Annotated in this window: 13 protein-coding genes; 4 read left to right on the forward strand and 9 right to left on the reverse strand. The window is 70.6% G+C overall.

Annotated elements, in window-relative coordinates:
• Positions 1–38: 38 nt before the first annotated feature.
• Positions 39–2,942, reverse strand: coding sequence for a glycoside hydrolase family 9 protein (locus OG992_RS12375; RefSeq protein WP_266303300.1), 2,904 nt, complete (start codon positions 2,940–2,942; stop codon positions 39–41).
• A 432-nt stretch (positions 2,943–3,374) separates the two neighbouring features.
• Here OG992_RS12375 and OG992_RS12380 point away from each other — a divergent pair, with 432 nt between their 5' ends.
• Positions 3,375–4,940 (forward strand): aldehyde dehydrogenase family protein, encoded by a 1,566-nt coding sequence (locus OG992_RS12380; protein ID WP_266303301.1) that lies wholly within the window; start codon positions 3,375–3,377, stop codon positions 4,938–4,940.
• Positions 4,941–5,003: 63 nt separating this feature from the next.
• Here the strand turns inward: OG992_RS12380 and OG992_RS12385 are convergent, their stop codons facing one another.
• Both OG992_RS12385 and OG992_RS12390 read right to left on the reverse strand, forming a co-directional pair.
• Positions 5,004–6,080 (reverse strand): GNAT family N-acetyltransferase, encoded by a 1,077-nt coding sequence (locus tag OG992_RS12385; RefSeq protein WP_266303302.1) that lies wholly within the window; start codon positions 6,078–6,080, stop codon positions 5,004–5,006.
• Positions 6,081–6,169: 89 nt separating this feature from the next.
• Positions 6,170–6,871 (reverse strand): amino acid-binding protein, encoded by a 702-nt coding sequence (locus OG992_RS12390; protein WP_238683291.1) that lies wholly within the window; start codon positions 6,869–6,871, stop codon positions 6,170–6,172.
• A 149-nt stretch (positions 6,872–7,020) separates the two neighbouring features.
• On the opposite strand from OG992_RS12390, the gene OG992_RS12395 reads away from it, so the two are divergent.
• Together OG992_RS12395 and OG992_RS12400 are read left to right on the forward strand one after the other, a co-directional pair.
• Positions 7,021–8,100, forward strand: coding sequence for a phosphotransferase family protein (locus tag OG992_RS12395; protein ID WP_266303303.1), 1,080 nt, complete (start codon positions 7,021–7,023; stop codon positions 8,098–8,100).
• Complete coding sequence (locus OG992_RS12400) at positions 8,100–9,320, forward strand: acyl-CoA dehydrogenase family protein (protein ID WP_266303304.1); 1,221 nt, start codon at positions 8,100–8,102, stop codon at positions 9,318–9,320. The genes OG992_RS12395 and OG992_RS12400 overlap by 1 nt, the downstream gene beginning before the upstream one ends.
• 247 nt (positions 9,321–9,567) lie before the next feature.
• Here the strand turns inward: OG992_RS12400 and OG992_RS12405 are convergent, their stop codons facing one another.
• The 6 genes from OG992_RS12405 to OG992_RS12430 form a co-directional block, all read right to left on the reverse strand.
• Positions 9,568–10,614, reverse strand: a complete 1,047-nt coding sequence (locus OG992_RS12405; RefSeq protein WP_238683294.1) for a LacI family DNA-binding transcriptional regulator — start codon at positions 10,612–10,614, stop codon at positions 9,568–9,570.
• 82 nt (positions 10,615–10,696) lie between these two features.
• A complete protein-coding gene (locus OG992_RS12410; protein ID WP_266303305.1) occupies positions 10,697–12,118 on the reverse strand; it encodes a GH1 family beta-glucosidase in 1,422 nt (473 codons plus the stop codon).
• Positions 12,115–12,957 (reverse strand): carbohydrate ABC transporter permease, encoded by an 843-nt coding sequence (locus OG992_RS12415; RefSeq protein WP_238683296.1) that lies wholly within the window; start codon positions 12,955–12,957, stop codon positions 12,115–12,117. Before OG992_RS12415 ends, OG992_RS12410 begins: the two co-directional genes overlap by 4 nt.
• Positions 12,958–12,967: 10 nt before the next feature.
• Positions 12,968–13,939: a carbohydrate ABC transporter permease gene (locus OG992_RS12420; protein ID WP_238683297.1), complete on the reverse strand. Its 972-nt coding sequence runs from the start codon at positions 13,937–13,939 to the stop codon at positions 12,968–12,970.
• Between the two features lie 109 nt (positions 13,940–14,048).
• Positions 14,049–15,338, reverse strand: a complete 1,290-nt coding sequence (locus tag OG992_RS12425; RefSeq protein ID WP_238683298.1) for an ABC transporter substrate-binding protein — start codon at positions 15,336–15,338, stop codon at positions 14,049–14,051.
• Between the two features lie 315 nt (positions 15,339–15,653).
• A complete protein-coding gene (locus tag OG992_RS12430; RefSeq protein ID WP_266303306.1) occupies positions 15,654–16,217 on the reverse strand; it encodes a plasmid pRiA4b ORF-3 family protein in 564 nt (187 codons plus the stop codon).
• Positions 16,218–16,367: 150 nt separating this feature from the next.
• Between OG992_RS12430 and OG992_RS12435 the strand changes: the two genes are divergently transcribed.
• Positions 16,368–17,114: a pyrimidine reductase family protein gene (locus OG992_RS12435; protein WP_266303307.1), complete on the forward strand. Its 747-nt coding sequence runs from the start codon at positions 16,368–16,370 to the stop codon at positions 17,112–17,114.
• Positions 17,115–17,232: the final 118 nt, after the last annotated feature.

Genomic DNA, 17,232 nt, shown 5'->3' on the forward strand with positions numbered 1-17,232 from the left:
CGGAACGGCAACTGTCCACGATCTCGTCGCGGTACCGGTCAGGCGATGGCGCACTGGGTGTTGTTGACGGTGAAGGCTGTCGGTTTCGGGTTGGCGCCGCTGTACGTGCCGTTGAAGCCGAAGCTCACCGACGCGCCCGGGGCGATGGTGCCGTTGTAGGACAGGTTCGTGGCGGTGACCGCCGCGCCGCTCTGGCTGATCGTCGCCGACCAGCCCTGACCGACGCTCTGCCCACCGGGGAAGCTGAACCGTAGGGCCCAGCCGTTGATCGCTGTGGTGCCGGTGTTGGTGATCGACACGTTGGCGGTGAAGCCGCTGCCCCAGTCGGTGGTGGCGTACCCCACCGTGCAGGTGCCGCCGACCGGCGGTGCCGCGGTGGTCACCGCGACCGGCGTGGACGCCGCGGAGGCGTTGCCCGCCGCGTCCACGGCCACCACGTAGAACTGGTAGGCCGTCGAGGCGGTCAACCCGGACACCGCCTGGGTGGTGCCGGTCGGCGAGCCGACCAGCGCGTCGGTGGCGCCAGCCTCACGGTAGACCCGGTAACCGGTGACGCCCACGTTGTCGGTGGACGGGGTCCAGGCCAGTGTGAGCCCGGTGGCGGTGACGGCCGAGGCCACCGGCGTGCCGGGGGTGCTCGGCGCTGTGGTGTCGGCGGTGCCGGCCGGTGGCGTGGTCACGCTGAGCTTCGGCGAGGCGGCCGACTCGTTGCCCGCGCCGTCGCGCGCCACGATGGTGTACTCGAACGTCCGCTCCGGTAGCAGGGTGGTGATGGTGATCGAGTTCTCGGTGACCCGTCGGGTCGCCACCACGTCGTTACCGACCATGAACTCGCGGACGTCGTACCCGGCGAGGCCGCTGCCGCCGCTGTCGGTGGACGGCGCCCAGGTCAGGGTGACGGTGCGGGGGCCGAGGTTCGACGCCACCGGGGTACCCGGGACGGTCGGCTTCGTGGTGTCCGGTACGACAGGGCCCGGCTCCTCACCCCAGACGCGGGTGGCGCCGGAGTAGAGCGGCACCTTCCGGTTGGGCCCGGCGGTGGCCTGGTACGACGGGTCGTTGGTCGGGTCCCAGGTGCCGCCCTCGGGCACGCCGATCTTGAACTGGACCTCCATCCGGTGCTGCGACTGGCCCGCCGGGGCGATGGTGTGCCCGGCGCAGTCCACCTCGACGTACCAGATGTCGCCGCTGAACTGCTTGGCGGTGGTCGGGGACGGGCAGCCCTGGGTGTAGCCGGCGGTGACCTGTACCGGGCCGGTGCCGTCGGGCCGGAAGTAGTACCGGAACCGGCCGTCGGTCAGCGCGCGGGCCGGGAACGCGGACTTGTTGTAGACCATCACCTTGAGCCCGGTGGCCCGAGGTTCGGCCTGCGTCACAGTGGTCTCCACTGTCAGCTCGTCGATGTCCGGCGTCTCGGCGACCGGGAAGTTCGCCAGTGGCGTGCCGCCGTACTCGGAGGTCAGCCGAACCAGCGCGGACGTGAAGCCGGCGTTGTAGTCGGTGGCTACCTCGTTCATCACGTAGTCCGAGCGGCTGTCGCTGTACGCGTCGTTGGCCGAGGCCGGGCCGCCGACCAGCGCGCCGTAGAGGGTGTGCCGGGTCTCCACCGGCACGGTCTGGCTGTCCCACCAGGAGCCGTGCGCGGTGCGGTGGTGCGGGTTCTTCGGAGAGTTGGCGCCGAACCCGATGACGTAGCTGGAGTTGCGCGGGTTGTCGCCGAGCGCGTAGTTGATCTGCCGGACGGCGAAGTCGTGGTAGCGCGCCTTGCGGGTGGTGTCGGTGGTCTTGTCGCTGTAGACCAGCGCGGCGAAGGAGGTGTTCGCGGCGTAGCGCAGCGCGCCCCAGGAGTCGAGCACCGCCATTCCACCGGGTGAATACGGAACCCGCTGCCCGTTCACCCCGACGGTCCAGTAGTCCAGCCACCGGTTGGCGTCGTCGACGTACTTCTGCTTGCCGGTCAGGTTGGCCAGCAGCACGTACGCGCCGAACTGCTTGTTGTCCCAGGCGATGGTCCACTTGTAGGAGCGGGTGGTGGACTGGTTCTCGGTGCCGAGCTTGTCGTACTCACTCTCGGCCTTGGTCAGGTAGCTGGCCTCGCCGGTGGCCCGGTGCAGCCAGATCGCGGCCCAGACCAGCTCGTCCTGCCAGCCGCTCCACGAGCGGTAGAAGCTCGTGGCGTCGGTGATGCACTCGTGGTAGGCCTTCCGCACCGTGTCGGCGAAGGTGTAGAGCTGCCGGGCGTGCCCGAGCAGCTTGTCCGCGTAGGCGGCGTCGGTGGGCCGGAACACCATCGAGGACGCGGCCATCGCGGCCGCCGTCTCCCCCGCCAGGTCCGCGCCGCCGCAGCTCGCATCGATCTTGTACGCGGGCCGCGCCATCTGCATCACCTCGGCCGGACCCCACCACTTGTGGTCGTCGTCGCCCTTGCCGACCTGCCCGTAGAGGACGTTTGCCGACGGGTGCGCCTTGATGAAGTAGTCGTTGACGAAACGCAGGTTGTTGAGCAGGTGCGGCAGTTGCCCGGACGAGGTGTAGCCGCTGCGGTACTCGACAGCGCCCCAGGCGAGCATCGTGGCGCTGAACGCCATCGGGAAGCCGAACTTGACGTGGTCGCCGGCGTCGTACCAGCCGCCGGTGAGGTCCACGCCCGCGCTGGCGCCGTCGGTGAGCGCGCTGTCGCCGCGCCAGGAGACCCGGTTCCAGTCGGGCAACCGGCCGGACTGCTGCGCCTCGTAGAAGAGCAGCGACTTCTGCAACGCCTCGGCGTAGTTGTAGGTGGCCGCAGGCGCGGCCGAGGCAGGCCCGGACGGTGGCGCGGTCACCGCGAGGGACGCGCCGGTGAGCAACGCGACGCCGAGGGCCAGCAGCCGCCGCGGCCAGGGCTGGTCGGCGGCCGGCGACCGGCCGGGCTGGCCGCTGAACGGCCGGGTCAGGTGGCGCATGGCGGACTCCTGTCGGAGGCGCCGCCGGCGGTCGCACCGACGCGGGACGGCGTACGGGCGGCACGGCCACCGGCGACAGCGGGGTGGCGGTGTGACCACGGGTCATGGAAGCGCTCCCATGGATAACCGACAATGTAATGGGCGGGTCGGCGGTTGGGAAGCCCGCCGATCGGGGTGGACACGCGCCGTGCCGCTCTCGTACTAGCGAGTAACATTGCGGAGCATCTCACACCATCGACACAGGTCGATCCGTGCTCGACGTTTGCGCACGTCACGACGGAAGCCTCCGGAAAAATCCTCGCGCCATTCGAGCGCTTCGAAGGCCAGCCAGACAAACGTACTGTTGCTGACCCACTACGAAGCGCGAGACAGTACCGCTCACCAGCGGTGCCGTCGACGCCGCCGCTCCCTGGTCAACCCTGAGGAGAAGCGATGGCACGACGACTCGCCGACGACACCGCCTGGACCGACATCCTGGCCCGCGCGGTGGCCGCCACCCCGGAGGCGTTCGGCGCCGAGGTAGACGGCGTCACCACACTGCACAACCTGGTCGAGGGCGAATGGCGAGCTGTCGGCCAGCCAGCCCCGGTCCGCACCCCGGTGGACAACACCATCCTCATCAACCTGCCCCGGGTCGACGCGGCCACCGCGCGCGCCGCTGTCGCCCACGCCGCCGACGCGCACCGGGCCTGGGCCCAGACCCCGCTGGCCGACCGCAAGGCCCGGGTCGACGCGGCAGTGGACTCGCTCACCGCCCACCGCGACCTGCTCGCCCTGCTGCTGGTGTGGGAGATCGGCAAGCCGTGGCGGCTGGCCTGCGCCGACGTGGACCGGGCGCTCGACGGTGTCCGCTGGTACGCGGGCGAGATCGACCGAATGCTCGCCGACGGCCGCGAGCCGCTACCCGGCCCGGTCAGCAACATCGCGTCGTGGAACTACCCGATGAGCGTGCTGGTGCACGCCGAACTGGTGCAGCTCCTGGCCGGCAACGCGGTCATCGCCAAGACCCCCTCCCAGGGCGGCGCGGTGTGCCTGACCGTCGCGCACGCGCTGATGCACCGGGCCGGCCTGCCCGCCACGCTCGTCTCCGGCAGCGGCGGGGAACTGTCCGAGGTGCTGGTCCGGGCGCCCGAGATCGGCGCGGTGGCGTTCGTCGGCGGCCGGTCCAACGGCGGCAAGGTGGCCGCCGCGCTGCTCGACAGCGACAAGCGGCACTTCATCGAACAGGAGGGTCTCAACGCCTGGGGCATCTGGAACTTCTCCCAGTGGGACCTGCTCGCCACTCACCTCAGGAAGGGCTTCGAGTACGGCAAGCAGCGCTGCACCGCGTACCCCCGGTTCGTGGTGCAGCGCGACCTGGTCGACGAGTTCCTCGACATGTACCTGCCGGTCGTCCGCTCGGTCCGCTTCGGTCACCCGCTCGCCGTCGGCGACGACTGGGCCGCCGGTGACCCGCTGCCCGAGCTGGACTTCGGGCCGCTGATCAGCGCCGCCAAGGCCGACGAGCTACGCCGCACCGTCGACGAGGCGGTCCGCGGCGGCGCGATCCCACTACACCGGGGCAAGCTCTCCGGCGCGCCGTTCCTTCCCGGGCAGGACACCTCGGCGTACGTGGCGCCGTCGGTGCTGCTCGCCCCGCCCGGACGGTCCCGACTCATGCACGCCGAGCCGTTCGGGCCGGTCGACACGATCGTCGTGGTGGACACCACCGACGAGCTGCTGGCCGCCATGAACGCCTCCAACGGCGCGCTGGTGGCCTCGCTGGCCTGCGACGACACCGACGAGGCCGGCAAGCTCGCCGTGGACCTACAGGCGTTCAAGGTGGGCATCAACAAACCGCGCTCACGCGGCGACCGGGACGAACCGTTCGGCGGCCGGGGGGCCTCCTGGAAGGGCGCGTTCGTCGGCGGTGACCTGCTGGTGCAGGCCGTCACAGTCGGCGGGAACAGCCGGCTCTACGGCAACTTCCCCGACTACAACAGCTACCCCACCACCTGACAGTCACATCGGATGAGGCCCCCTTGTGGACGTTCGCCGCGCACAAGGGGCCCCCGTCGGGCCCTAGACGCCAGGCGTGGAGAACACGTCCTCTCGGTCCGCCCTGGCGGCGACAGCGAGCGGGACGGTGAGGGTGAGCAGCCCGCCGTCGCGCTCCACCGCAGCGGGCCGGCCCAGCCGGTGCAGCGTGCGCAGCATCGGGTCGTTGGTGGCCTGCACGTGCAGCACCAGCGCCGCGTACCCGGACCGGTCGGCGTGCTGGACCACCCGGCGCAGCAACGCCGAGCCGAGCCCACGCCGCTGCCAGTCGTCCCGCACCAGCAGCGCCACCTCGGCCTCGTCGCCCTCGCCGAGCAGGTTCGCCATGGCGACCACCGACTCGGCGGTGCCGTCGGAACCGGTGGTGCTGGCGATCAGCGTCAGCCCTCGGCTCGGCTCCAGCAGTCGACGCACGCGGGCCGGCTGCGGCAGCGACGCCCCACCCAGGTAACGCCGCTGCCGGCTGCGCGGTGAGCACGCCTCGTGCAGCTCCACCACGCCGGACAGATCGTGGGCGCTGGCCGGCCGGACGGCCACCTCGGCGCCGTCGGGCAGCACCAGTGTGACCTGTTCGGCGGCCCGGCGCGCCACTGTGGCGGCCAGTTCGACAAGGGCCTGCGCCCGCGCGTACTCCGCCGGGGTGAAGTCGGGCGCGACCCGGCGCAGCGCGAACGAACCACCCGCCGGGTCGGCCAACAGCATGGTGGCGCCGGTGATCCCCCGTTCGCCGCCGACCGTCGCCGGCCGCCAACTGACGACGTCGGCGGCGAGCAGGGTGCGCAACGCCTCACCCGTCGCGTCCGGGTCACGCACCAACCGGTTGGCCAGCCCGAGCACCCGGGTGGGCTGGTCGGCCAGACCACGCGCCTCGCTGCGCGCCACCCAGCAGTCCCGGCCCCGACCACGCTCGACCGCGGCGATCAGCTCGGCCTCGTCGAGCGCGTCCGGCGCGTCGACCAGGAAATCGTCCACCGCGCCCTGCTCGGTGGGCTGCACCTGCACGGTGAGGATGTTGACCCCACGCAGCGCCAGGCTCGCCGTGAGCACCGACAGGTAACCCGGTCGGTCGTCCACAGTCGCTCGGATCCGCCACAACGTCATGGTTGGCTCCCTTCCCCGGTAAGAGCCTCACCCCCGCCTGTTGCCGCCCGGTTGCCCGGCGGTGTCGGCCCGGGAACTCCTCGGGCCGCTCAGGGGCCGGCGACCACCGGCGGCGCACCGACGAGATCGAGTCGATCACCGAGGATCACCGCGCAGGCGCGGACGAGCTGGGTGAGCCGATCCACCTCGGTGCTGTGGAACGCCGCGGCGGAGAGGGTCTCGCTGCGTTCGCGGGCCACCACCAGCACCAGACCCGCCCGGCCGAACGGCGCGATCGCGTGGTGGGTGCCGTCGGGCGTGGTCATCGACCGTCCCCGCAGCGGGGTCACCTCCGGCAACCGCGGGGGTACGGGGGCACGCCAGCTCGCGTGCCCCACAGTCGCCCCGCCGCCCCCGCTCCGCGAGGCCCAGTCGACCGGCACCATGGCGGCCACGGCCCAGTCGGCCGCCAACAACCCGGGCACCGCGTCGACCAGGGTGGCCAACCCGTCGGCCGGGTTGGCCGCGACCTGGGCCAGCAGCTCCGCGTCCTGGCCGGTGGTGGTGGGCGCGCCGATCGCCCGCCACACGCCGTCCACCCGCACACCCGGTATCGCCGCCAGGCCAGCCAGCAGCCGCTCCACCCGCGCCGCACCCGGCCAGACGACAGTGAAGTCGTCCACCGCGCGCCCGCCGAGCCGTTCGAGGACCACCACCTGGACGATGTCCGCCCCGGAGACGCCCAAGGTACGGGCGACCTGACCGAGGGTGCCCGGACGGTCCGGCAGGGTGACCCGAACTCGCAGCAACATGTCTGTCCCTCCGCTCGGCGGGCCGGCAAAGATCGGCCGGCAGGCTGAACCCAGCCTGGTAGTTGACCATTTCGTCCCTGTTGCAGGGGCATGTCCCGAGCGGAAATTCCGACCTTGACAACGTGAGCGGGCTGCCATCAACTAGTCGGATGAGCGATCCGGCCGTCGACGCGTCACGGCCGGGGGCCGTTCCCGTCTCCCCGGCCGGGCTGGCCCTGGACCGTCTCGCCGATCATCTGGCAACGCACCGACCCGAGCTGGCCGTCGGGCCGCTGCGTGCCACGCTGATCGCGGGCGGCAAGTCCAACCTCACCTACCTGCTGCGCCTCGGCGACCGCGAGGTGGTGCTGCGCCGCCCACCGCTGGGCCACGTACTGGCGACAGCGCACGACATGGCGCGCGAGTTCCGGGTCATCTCGGCGCTGGCACCGACCGAGGTGCCGGTCCCGGGGGCGCTGCTGCTCTGCACCGACCCCGAGGTGATCGGCGCGCCGTTCTACCTCATGGAGCGGATGCCCGGCGAGGTGTTCCGCACCCGCGCGCAGACCGACCCGCTGGGCGACGAGCGCCGCCGGGCCCTCGCGATGGCGATGATGGACACGCTCGCCGCGCTGCACAGCGTCGACCCGTCCAGCGTCGGGTTGGCTGACTTCGGCCGCCCCGAGGGCTACCTCGCCCGGCAGGTCCGCCGCTGGGCCGGGCAGCTCGACCGCTCCCGCAGCCGCCCACTGCCCGGCATCGACGAGCTGCGTGATCTGCTCGCGACGACCGCCCCGGAGGGCGCGAACGCCGGCCGGATCGTGCACGGCGACTACCGACTGGACAACCTCCTCGCCTCGGCCGACCCGGTCACCGTGCACGCGGTGCTCGACTGGGAGATGGCCACCCTCGGCGACCCCCTCGCCGACCTGGGGCTGCTGCTGACGTACTGGGACGTGCTCGGTGGCAGCGAGACCGCCGCGGGCAACCCCGTCGCCGACGGGCTCGGCCCGCGCGCCGGCTTCCCCACCGGCAGCGAGCTGATCGACAGGTACGCCGGACGCAGCGATGTCGACGTCGGGCCGTTGCACTGGCACGTGGCGCTGGGCTGTTTCAAGCTCGCTGTCATCTGCGAGGGCATCCACTACCGCCACACGCTCGGGCAGACGCTCGGCGAGGGCTTCGACCGGATCGGCGAGATGGTGGCACCGCTGGTCGCGCACGGGCTGACCGCCGCCAGGGAGCGGTGATGGACTTCTCATACGACAGCCGGACCGAGGAGCTGCGCGACGAGCTGACCCGGTTCCTGACCGAGCACGTCTACCCGGCCGAGGCCGTGCACGCCGAGCAGGTGGCCGTCGGGGACCCGTGGTCGCGTACCCCGGTGTTGGCCGAACTGAAGGCGGAGGCCCGCAAGCGCGGCCTGTGGAACCTCTTCCTGCCCGACCCGCGCTACGGAGCCGGCCTGACCAACCTCCAGTACGCCCCCCTGGCCGAGCTGACCGGGCGCAGCCCGCACCTCGCGCCGGAGGCGGTCAACTGCGCGGCACCGGACACCGGCAACATGGAGCTGCTGGCCGAGTTCGGCTCTGAGGCGCAGCAGAAGCGGTGGCTGATGCCGCTGCTGGAGGGTGAGATCCGCTCGGCGTTCTGCATGACCGAGCCGGAGGTCGCGTCCTCCGACGCCACGAACATCGCCACCCGGATCACCCGGGACGGCGACGAGTACGTGATCAACGGACGCAAGTGGTGGTCGTCCGGGGCCATGGACCCGCGCTGCGAGATCTTCATCGTGATGGGCAAGACCGACCCCACCGCCGACCGGCACCGCCAGCAGAGCATGGTGCTGGTCCCCCGGGACATCCCCGGGGTGACAGTGCGCCGGGGCATGACCGTCTTCGGCTACACCGACGGTTCACACGGCGGGCACGCCGAGATCGACTTCACTGACGTCCGGGTGCCCGTGGAGAACCTGATCGGCGCCGAGGGCACCGGCTTCGCCATCGCCCAGGCCCGGCTGGGGCCGGGCCGGATCCACCACTGCATGCGATTGATCGGAATGGCTGAGCGGGCATTGGAGCTGCTCTGCAGGCGGGCGCTAGGGCGGATCGCGTTCGGCCGACCGCTGGCCGAGCAGGGCGTGGTCCGGGAGTGGATCGCCGAGTCCCGGGTCCGCATCGAGCAGGCCCGGCTGCTGGTGCTCAAGACGGCCTGGCTGATGGACACCGTCGGCAACAGGGGCGCGCACACCGAGATCCAGGCCATCAAGATCGGCACGCCGGCGATGGCGGAATGGGTGATCGACAAGGCCATCCAGGCCTACGGCGGCGCCGGTGTCAGCCAGGACACGCCACTGGCCGCCCTCTGGGCGCAAACCCGCACCCTGCGCCTCGCCGACGGCCCCGACGAGGTGCACCGCAACTCCCTGGCCAAGCGCGAACTCCGCCGCTGGGCCCCCACCCCCGCCTGACCGCCGGGCAACAAAACCTGCCCCACTCACACCCCGGGCCCGCACACCCCCACACCCCACGATCGCGCTCGATCCTGGATGTGGGGGTGTGCGGTCGCCGGGAGGCCCCTCGATCCAGGATCGAGCGCGATCTTGCCTGCCAACCTCATTGATCATGATGGTGGCGGATCGCCATGCCGGAATCGTCCAGGCCAACCCCATGATCGACACGCGCCGTTCGCCTAACCCCCTGGGGGTACCCGGGGGGTTAGGCGGAGGCCCGGTGGACCAGTTGGGTGTCCAGGAGGATGTGGGAGGCGGGTAGCTCCTCGCCACGGATCCGGGCCACCAACAGGCGCGCCATCTGCCGGCCCATCTCCTCCACCGGCTGAAAGACAGTGGTCAGCGGCGGTTCGGCCTGTCGGGCGATGGTCGCGTCGTCGAAGCCGATCACCGCGACGTCCTGCGGCACGCGGCGGCCGGCCTCGCGCAGGGTACGCAGCGCGCCGAACGCCATGAGGTCGGACGCGACGAAGACCGCGTCCAAGTCCGGGCAGGCGTCCAGTAGCCGGCGCATTCCGGCCGCGCCGCTGCCCTCGCTGAAGTCGCCGTACGCGATCAGGTCGGGGTTGACGCTGGCGCCGGTGGCCTTGACCGCGTCGGTGTAGCCGGCCAACCGGGCCAGGCCGGCACCCATGTCCTGCGGACCGGCGATGGTGGCGACGCGTCGCCGCCCCTGCCTCGCCAGGTACTCCACCGCCTGCCGGGCCCCGCCAACGTTGTCCACGTCGACAAACCAGGCCGGTTGGGCGCCGGGTTGCAGCATCCGGGCGGGCCGACCGCCGAGCACGGCGGGCAGGCCACGTTCCTCCAGCAGCGTCGGCAGCGGGTCGGAGTCGTGCAACGACAGCAGCAGTACGCCGTCGACGTGCTGGTTGGTGAGGTGGTGCTCGACCCGTTCCCGCTCCACCGGCGACTGTGCCATGGCCAGCCAGAGCTGCATCGGCGTCTCCAGCAACCCGGAGCTGATCCCCCGCACGATGCTGGCGAAGAACGGCTCGGTGAAGACCCGCTCGCCGGATTCGGAGACCACCAGCGCGACGGAGTCGGTGCGCTGGGTGACGAGCGCACGGGCGGCCCGGTTCGGCACGTACCCCAGCTCTGCGATGGCCTGTTGGACAGCGGCCCGGGCCTCGGGGCTGACCTGGGGCGAGCCGTTGACCACGCGGGAGACCGTGCCCCGACCGACGCCGGCACGCGCCGCGACCGCGTCGAGGGTCGGGCGCCCGAGCGACCGGGTGCGCTGCGTTGTCATCGTCTGCTCCTCCGACGGCGGGCGGACCCGGCGCCACCTGCGAGAGGTGGACGCCGGGGCCGTCCTGATGGCTGGCCCGAGCCTATTGTGCGGCCAGACCGTTGCGCCGGATCACCGAGGCGTACCACTTGGCGCTGGACTTGGGGGTGCGGACCTGGCTGTCGTAGTCGACGTGGATCATGCCGAACCGCTTGGTGTAACCCCAGGCCCATTCGAAATTATCCATCAGCGACCAGGCAAAGTATCCCCGCAGGGGCACTCCGGCGTCGATCGCCTCGTGGGCGGCGCGCAGGTGGGCGTCGAAGTAGGCCAGCCGATCGACGTCGTCGACCTGCCCGTCGACCACCGAGTCGACGAACGCGGAACCGTTTTCGGTGACGTACAGGGGCAGGTCGGTGTAACCGTTCACCCGACGCAGCGTCTCGGTCAGGCCCGGGGCGTCGATCTCCCAGCCCATGTCGGTGACCGGAACGCCACGGGTGACGAACCGGACGTCCTCGCTGCCCGGCCAGCACGAGGGGGCCGGGTCGGCCTCCACGCCCTCGACCGGCGCGGCGACCACGTGCCGGCTGTAGTAGTTGACCCCGACCAGGTCCAGCGGCGTGGAGATGGTCGCGAGGTCGCCGTCGCGCACGTGCGCGAAGTCGGTCACCGTGCTCAGGTCGGCCACCAGGTCCTCCGGGTACGACCCGCGCAGCAGCGGGTCCAGGAAGAACCGGTTGGCCAACCCGTCGATCCGCCGGGCGGCGTCGGAGTCGGCGGGACTGTCACTGGCCGGGTCGACCGGGTAGAGGTTGACGGTCACGCCCGCCTCGGCGGCCGGCCGGGCGGCCCGCAGTGCCTGCACGGCCAGGCCGTGACCGAGCATCAGGTGGTGTCCGGCACGCACCGCGTCCGCTCCGTTGGTGCGGCCGGGGGCGTGCACGCCGGAGCCGTAGCCGAGGAACGCTGAGCACCACGGCTCGTTCAGCGTGGTCCAGTAGCGCACCCGGTCACCGAGCGCGTCGGCCACCAGCGTCGTGTAGTCGGCGAAGCGGGCGGCGGTGTCCCGCGCCGGCCAGCCGCCGGCGTCTTCCAACGGCTGCGGCAGGTCCCAGTGGTAGAGGGTGAGCCACGGCTCGATGCCGTTGGCGAGCAGCTCGTCCACGAGTCGCCGGTAGAAGTCCAGGCCGCCCGGGTTGGCCGCGCCGGTGCCGGTGGGCTGCACCCGGGACCAGGAGACCGAGAAACGGTACGACTTCAGGCCCAGCTCGGCCATCAGCGCGACGTCGTCGCCGAGGCGGTGGTAGTGGTCGCACGCGACGTCCCCGGTGTGCCCGGCGACGACCCGACCCTCGGTGTGGCTGAAGGTGTCCCAGATCGACGGGGCGCGGCCGTCCACGGCCGCCGCCCCCTCGATCTGGTACGCCGCCGTCGCGGCCCCCCAGAGGAATCCGGGTGGAAAGGTCAGCCCGGGGCGCTCGTCGAGGACGTCGACGGCGGGTGGGCTGGCGGGGTTGCTCACGACTTGACGGCACCTTCCATGATCCCGCCGATGATCTGGCGGCCGAACACGAGAAAGACGATTACCAGGGGGATGGTGCCGATCGCCGTGGCGGCGAACACCTGGGAGTAGTCGGTGTAGTAGGCGTACGAGAGGAAGGAGAGCGAGACCTGCAGGGTCGGGTTCTCCGGGGTGAGGATGGCGTACGGCCAGATGAACGAGTTCCAGGTCTCCATGAAGGTCAGCAGACCGAGCACGCCGGCGGCGGGACGTAGCGCGGGCAGCACGATGCTCCAGTAGATCCGGAACGTGCTCGCCCCGTCGACGCGGCCGGCCTCGATCAGCTCGTCGGAGATGGCCTGGCTGGCGTACTGCCGCATCATGAACACGCCGAAGGCGCTGACCAGGAACGGCACGGTGACCGCGTAGAGGGTGTCGTACCATCCCAGGTCCTGCATCATGGACCAGAGCGGGATGAGCCCCATCTGGGTCGGGATCATCATGGTGACGATGATCGCCAGCAGCAGGACGTTGCTGCCCCGGAACTTCAGCTTGGCGAAGGCGAACCCAGCCAGGGAACCGGTGAGCACCACCGACACGGTGACCACCGAGGAGACGATGATTGAGTTCATCATGCCGGTGAGGAAGTTGGCGGCGTCGTTGTCGAGCACCCGCCCGAAGTTGTCACCGAACGCGCCGCCGGGGGTCAGCGGCGGCGGCACGTCGTTGATGTTGTCCAGGCTGCGACTGCCGATCACCAGCATGTAGTAGAACGGGTAGATCGATAGCAGCGCCGCCAGGACGAGCGCCACGTAGGTCAGCGGGCTGGTGCGCCACAGGCGCTGGGAAGCCGAGATCATCGATCTCTCCTCACTTCGCCGAGCGGCGGACGAGTAGGAAGTTGAACAGCGACACCACGATGATGATCATGAAGATCGCCCAGGCGACCGCGGCTCCGTAGCCGGCGGTGTTCAGGTTCACGATGCCCATCTCGTACATGTACATGGCCAGCGTCTGGAACTCCCGCTGGTTGCCGCCGATGATGTTGCCGTTGCCGAAGAGCAGGGGCTCGGTGAAGAGCTGCATGCCGCCGATCGTGGACAGGATGACCACGAAGATGAAGGTGGGCTTGAGCATGGGCAGGGTGATCTGCCAGAACTGTCGCCACGGACTGGCGCCGTCGATCTCCGCGGCCTCGTAGAGGTCCTTCGGGATCGCCTGCATGCCGGCGAGCAGGATCAGGGTGTTGTACCCGGTCCACCGCCAGTTGACCATGGAGGAGATGGCCGTCCAGGAACTCCACCGGTGCCCGTCCCAGTCGACCGGGTCGACACCGACGAAGCTGAGCAGCCAGTTGAACAGGCCGAACTCCCGCTGGAACAACATCCCGAAGACGATCGCGACCGCGGCCACCGACACCACGTTCGGCATGAAGATGGCCATCCGGAAGAAGGTCTTGGCGCGCAGGAGGGTCCGGTTGAGCAGGTTCGCCAGGAAGAGGGCGAGCAACAACTGCGGGATGGTCGACAGGGCGAAGATGCCGAACGTGTTGACCAGCGCGTTCCAGAAGTACTCGTCGGACACCAGCCGGGTGTAGTTGTCGAAGCCGATGAACGTGTGCTCGCCGATCATGTCCCAGTCGTGCAGCGACATCCAGGCGGTACGCACCATCGGGTACAGCCCGAATATGCCGAAGATCAGGAAGAACGGGGCGATGTAGAGGTACGGCGAGTACTTGACATCGAGGCGGTTGAGTAACCTTCCCCGTCGACGTCGGCGATCGACGTCGGGAGAAGGCGGTGCTGCTGGCGACGGCCGTGCCGTCGTGGCCGACAGGCTCATGCGAATTTCCTTTTCCGGCGAGGCCCGGGGGCCCTCGCGCAGGGCGCTACGCGGAGGGGACCGGCCGGTGGCGTCCGGGAAACCCCGAACGCCACCGGCAGGGAATCACTCAGAAGGCACCCTGAGTCTTGGCGTCCTTCGTGAACTGCTCCCAGGCCTTCGCCTTGTCGGCCTGCCCGTTCTCGAACGCCCGCAGGGCCGGCTCGAGTGCGTTCTCCTTGACCGCCTGGTGCTTCGGACCCAGGTGGGTCGGCTGGATCTTGGCGACGCTCTCCCCGAAGATCTTGCCGGTCGGCGCGTTGCTGAAGTACTCGTTGGTGTAGCTGATGAACGCGTCGTTCTTCAGCGCCTCCAGGTTCGTCGGCAGCGGGCCCTTGAGCTTGAATGCCTCGACCTGGCTCTTCGCGTTGGTCAGGTACTCGGCGAGCTTCGCCGCCTCCTTCGGGTACTTGCTCTGCGCCGGAACCGCGAGCCACGAGCCGCCCCAGTTACCGCCGCCGCCCGGCACGGACGCGACATCCCACTTGCCCTTGTTGGCCGGACCGGAGTTGTCCGACACGATGCCGAGCATCCAGGACGGGCAGAAGGTGGCCGCGAAGGTGCCCTGCTTGAAGCCACCAGACCACTCCGGCGACCAGGTGGACGCCTTGGCGGAGATGTCCGCCATCGAGGTGGCGGTGTCCCAGGCGTTCTTCACCGCGGGGCTGGTGTCCGCGATGATGTTGTCTTCCTTGTCGTAGAACAGGTCACCGTTGCCCTGGAAGAGCACACCGTTGGAGACGGCGGTGATCGAGTCGATGAACGCCTTGCCGCCGGTGCCCTGCTTGTACTTCAGACCGGCGTCGTGGAAGCCCTTCCAGTCCGGCCAGAGCGCCGACACCTGGTCGCGCTCGGTGGGCAGGCCGGCCGCCTGGAACAGGTCCTTGCGGTAGCAGACGGCGAGGCTGCCGACGTCGGTCGGCAGGCCGATCAGCCGGCCGTCCGGCGCCTTGCCCAGCTCCCACTTCCAGGGCAGGTATTCCTTCGAGTGGTCGGCGACCAGCGGGGTGAGGTCCGCCCAGTTGCGCGCGTTGGGCTTGAACTCGTTGAGGATGCCCTCTTCCAGGGCGGTGACGTCCGCCGCGCCCTTGCCGGTGGCCAGGTAGCGGACCAGCTTCGGCCGGTACTCACCGAGCTGCGCGGTCTTGCGCAGCTCGACCTTGATGCCGGTGTCCTTCTCGTACTGCTTGACGAGCTCGTCGTAGCCCATCTCGCCGAAGGTGTCGACGACCAGCTTGGCGGGCTTCTCGCCGGCCGCCGGCTTGTCGTCGTCGTTGCCACAGGCTGCGAGACCGCTGACCGCGGTGATCGCGGCCAGGGCAGCGGCCGCCAGGCGGGTACGCCGCGTGGTGACACTCATTCGCTGACCCCTCTTTCCGGTGGTGAGGCTGATGTGTGTGGTGGGGGTTGCTCATCGCGCCGGGCCGGGGTCCGTGAGTGACACACACCACCTCCGGGAGCGCTCCCATGAGATTGCCGGCGGGTAACGGGAGTGTCAATAGGACGTTGGGAGCGTTCCCAGATCGTTACCGCTGACCACTCCCATCGCACCCACCCCAACCACACCCCCCGCCCCACCTCGGTGATCAAGAGGTTTCGGTCAGGAAAGGTGGCGCCGCTGACGCAAACTTCTTGATCAACAACCACCCGGCCCCGGAGGGCCGGGCGGGGGCGGTCAGCAGAAGCGGCGCAGGAGGGTGGTTGCGCGGGTGGGGTCGAATCGGGACGGGTCGAAGGTCGAACCCGCCCAGTCGCGCAGCATCGCGTGGCGGGAACCGGCGGGGTCGGCCGTGGCGTCCTGGTCGTCCAGGGCTTCCAGGAGCGCCTGGTAGCCCAACGGCCCGCCGACACCCTCCGGCGGGCAGGCCCGCTCGCCGGCCAGGCAGACCGGGTACCGCTCGTCGGGGTCGGCGGTCAACGCGTCCTCCACGACCAGGTCGTGCTCCCACCAGTCGCCGAAGTCGTACGTGTAGGAGAACCGGCTGCCCTTACCGAGCACCGCGTCGAGCCGCACGTCCAGCTCGTCGTGCAACGCCAACTCCCCGTCCGGATCCGGCTCGCCGTACTGCATCGCGTCGATCTCGAACGAGTGCAGGTGGCAGTCCCGCCAACCCATCGCGTGCTGCACCACCCGGTGCAGCCGGTCCAGCGTGTAGCCGGCCGGCACGAGCACCCGGCGCCACACCGGCGGGCGGCTCCCGGCGAGGGACATCTTCAGCTGGAAGATCTGACGCGACATGCTGTCCTGTCCTCCCGCGGCTTAGGCTGCCAGCATGATCTGCCGAGCGTGCCGGGCCCGGCGACACGACGACTGCCCGGGCCGGAACTGGTGCGACTGCCAGCACCGTACCGCCGAACCCACCCCTCCGGTCACCGGTCCGGCCGGCGAATGACCGTCGGAATTCCGATCCGACGGCTCTGGCCGGAGCCGTCGACGCAGCCGCTCGACGACGCTGCGCTGACCGCCCTCTACGGCCGCGCCGACGAGCCCCGACTGCGGATGAACTTCGTGACCAGCCTGGACGGCGCGGTCACCGTGGACGGCTACTCGGCCGGGCTCTCCGGCGAACCGGACAAGCGGGTGTTCGGCCTGCTGCGGATGACCTGCGACGCCCTGGTGGTGGCCGCCGGCACACTCCGCCACGAGGAGTACCGGGCGGTCCGGCTCAACGAGCGCCGCCGCGCCTGGCGCCGTGCCAACGGCCTGGCCGAGTACCCGACGCTGGTGGTGGTCTCCGGTTCGCTCGACCTGGATCCGGCACAGGCCGCCCTCGCCGACGCGCCGACCCGCCCGGTGGTGCTCACCCATGCCGACGCCGATCCGCCGCCCGGGCTGACCGACGTCGCCGACGTGCTGCGCTGCGGCGCCGAGCGGGTCGACCTGGCCGCCGGTCTGGCCGAGCTGCACCGCCGCGGGCTCACCCAGCTGCTCTGCGAGGGCGGCCCACACCTGTTCGGCGCGCTCACCGCCGCCGACCTGGTGGACGAGCTGTGCCTCACCGTCTCGCCGCTGCTGGCCGGGCCCGGCCCCGGCCGGATCACCGCCGGCGACGCCGCACCGCCCCGGCACCTGCCACTGCGCCACGTGCTCGCCGCCGAGGACGGCGTCCTCCTGCTCCGCCACGCCCGCCCGTGACCCGCCGTCGCCCGGTCGCACACCCACCGTCGTGAGTGTGACGGCGCATGGTGTCGTCCGCCGCGTCGCGTGGCGACCTGTCGTACTCCTCGGGCAGGATGCAGGGCATGCGCGCCGA

The sequence above is a fragment of the Micromonospora sp. NBC_00362 genome (genome assembly GCF_026342155.1).
Lineage (GTDB): Bacteria > Actinomycetota > Actinomycetes > Mycobacteriales > Micromonosporaceae > Micromonospora > Micromonospora hortensis.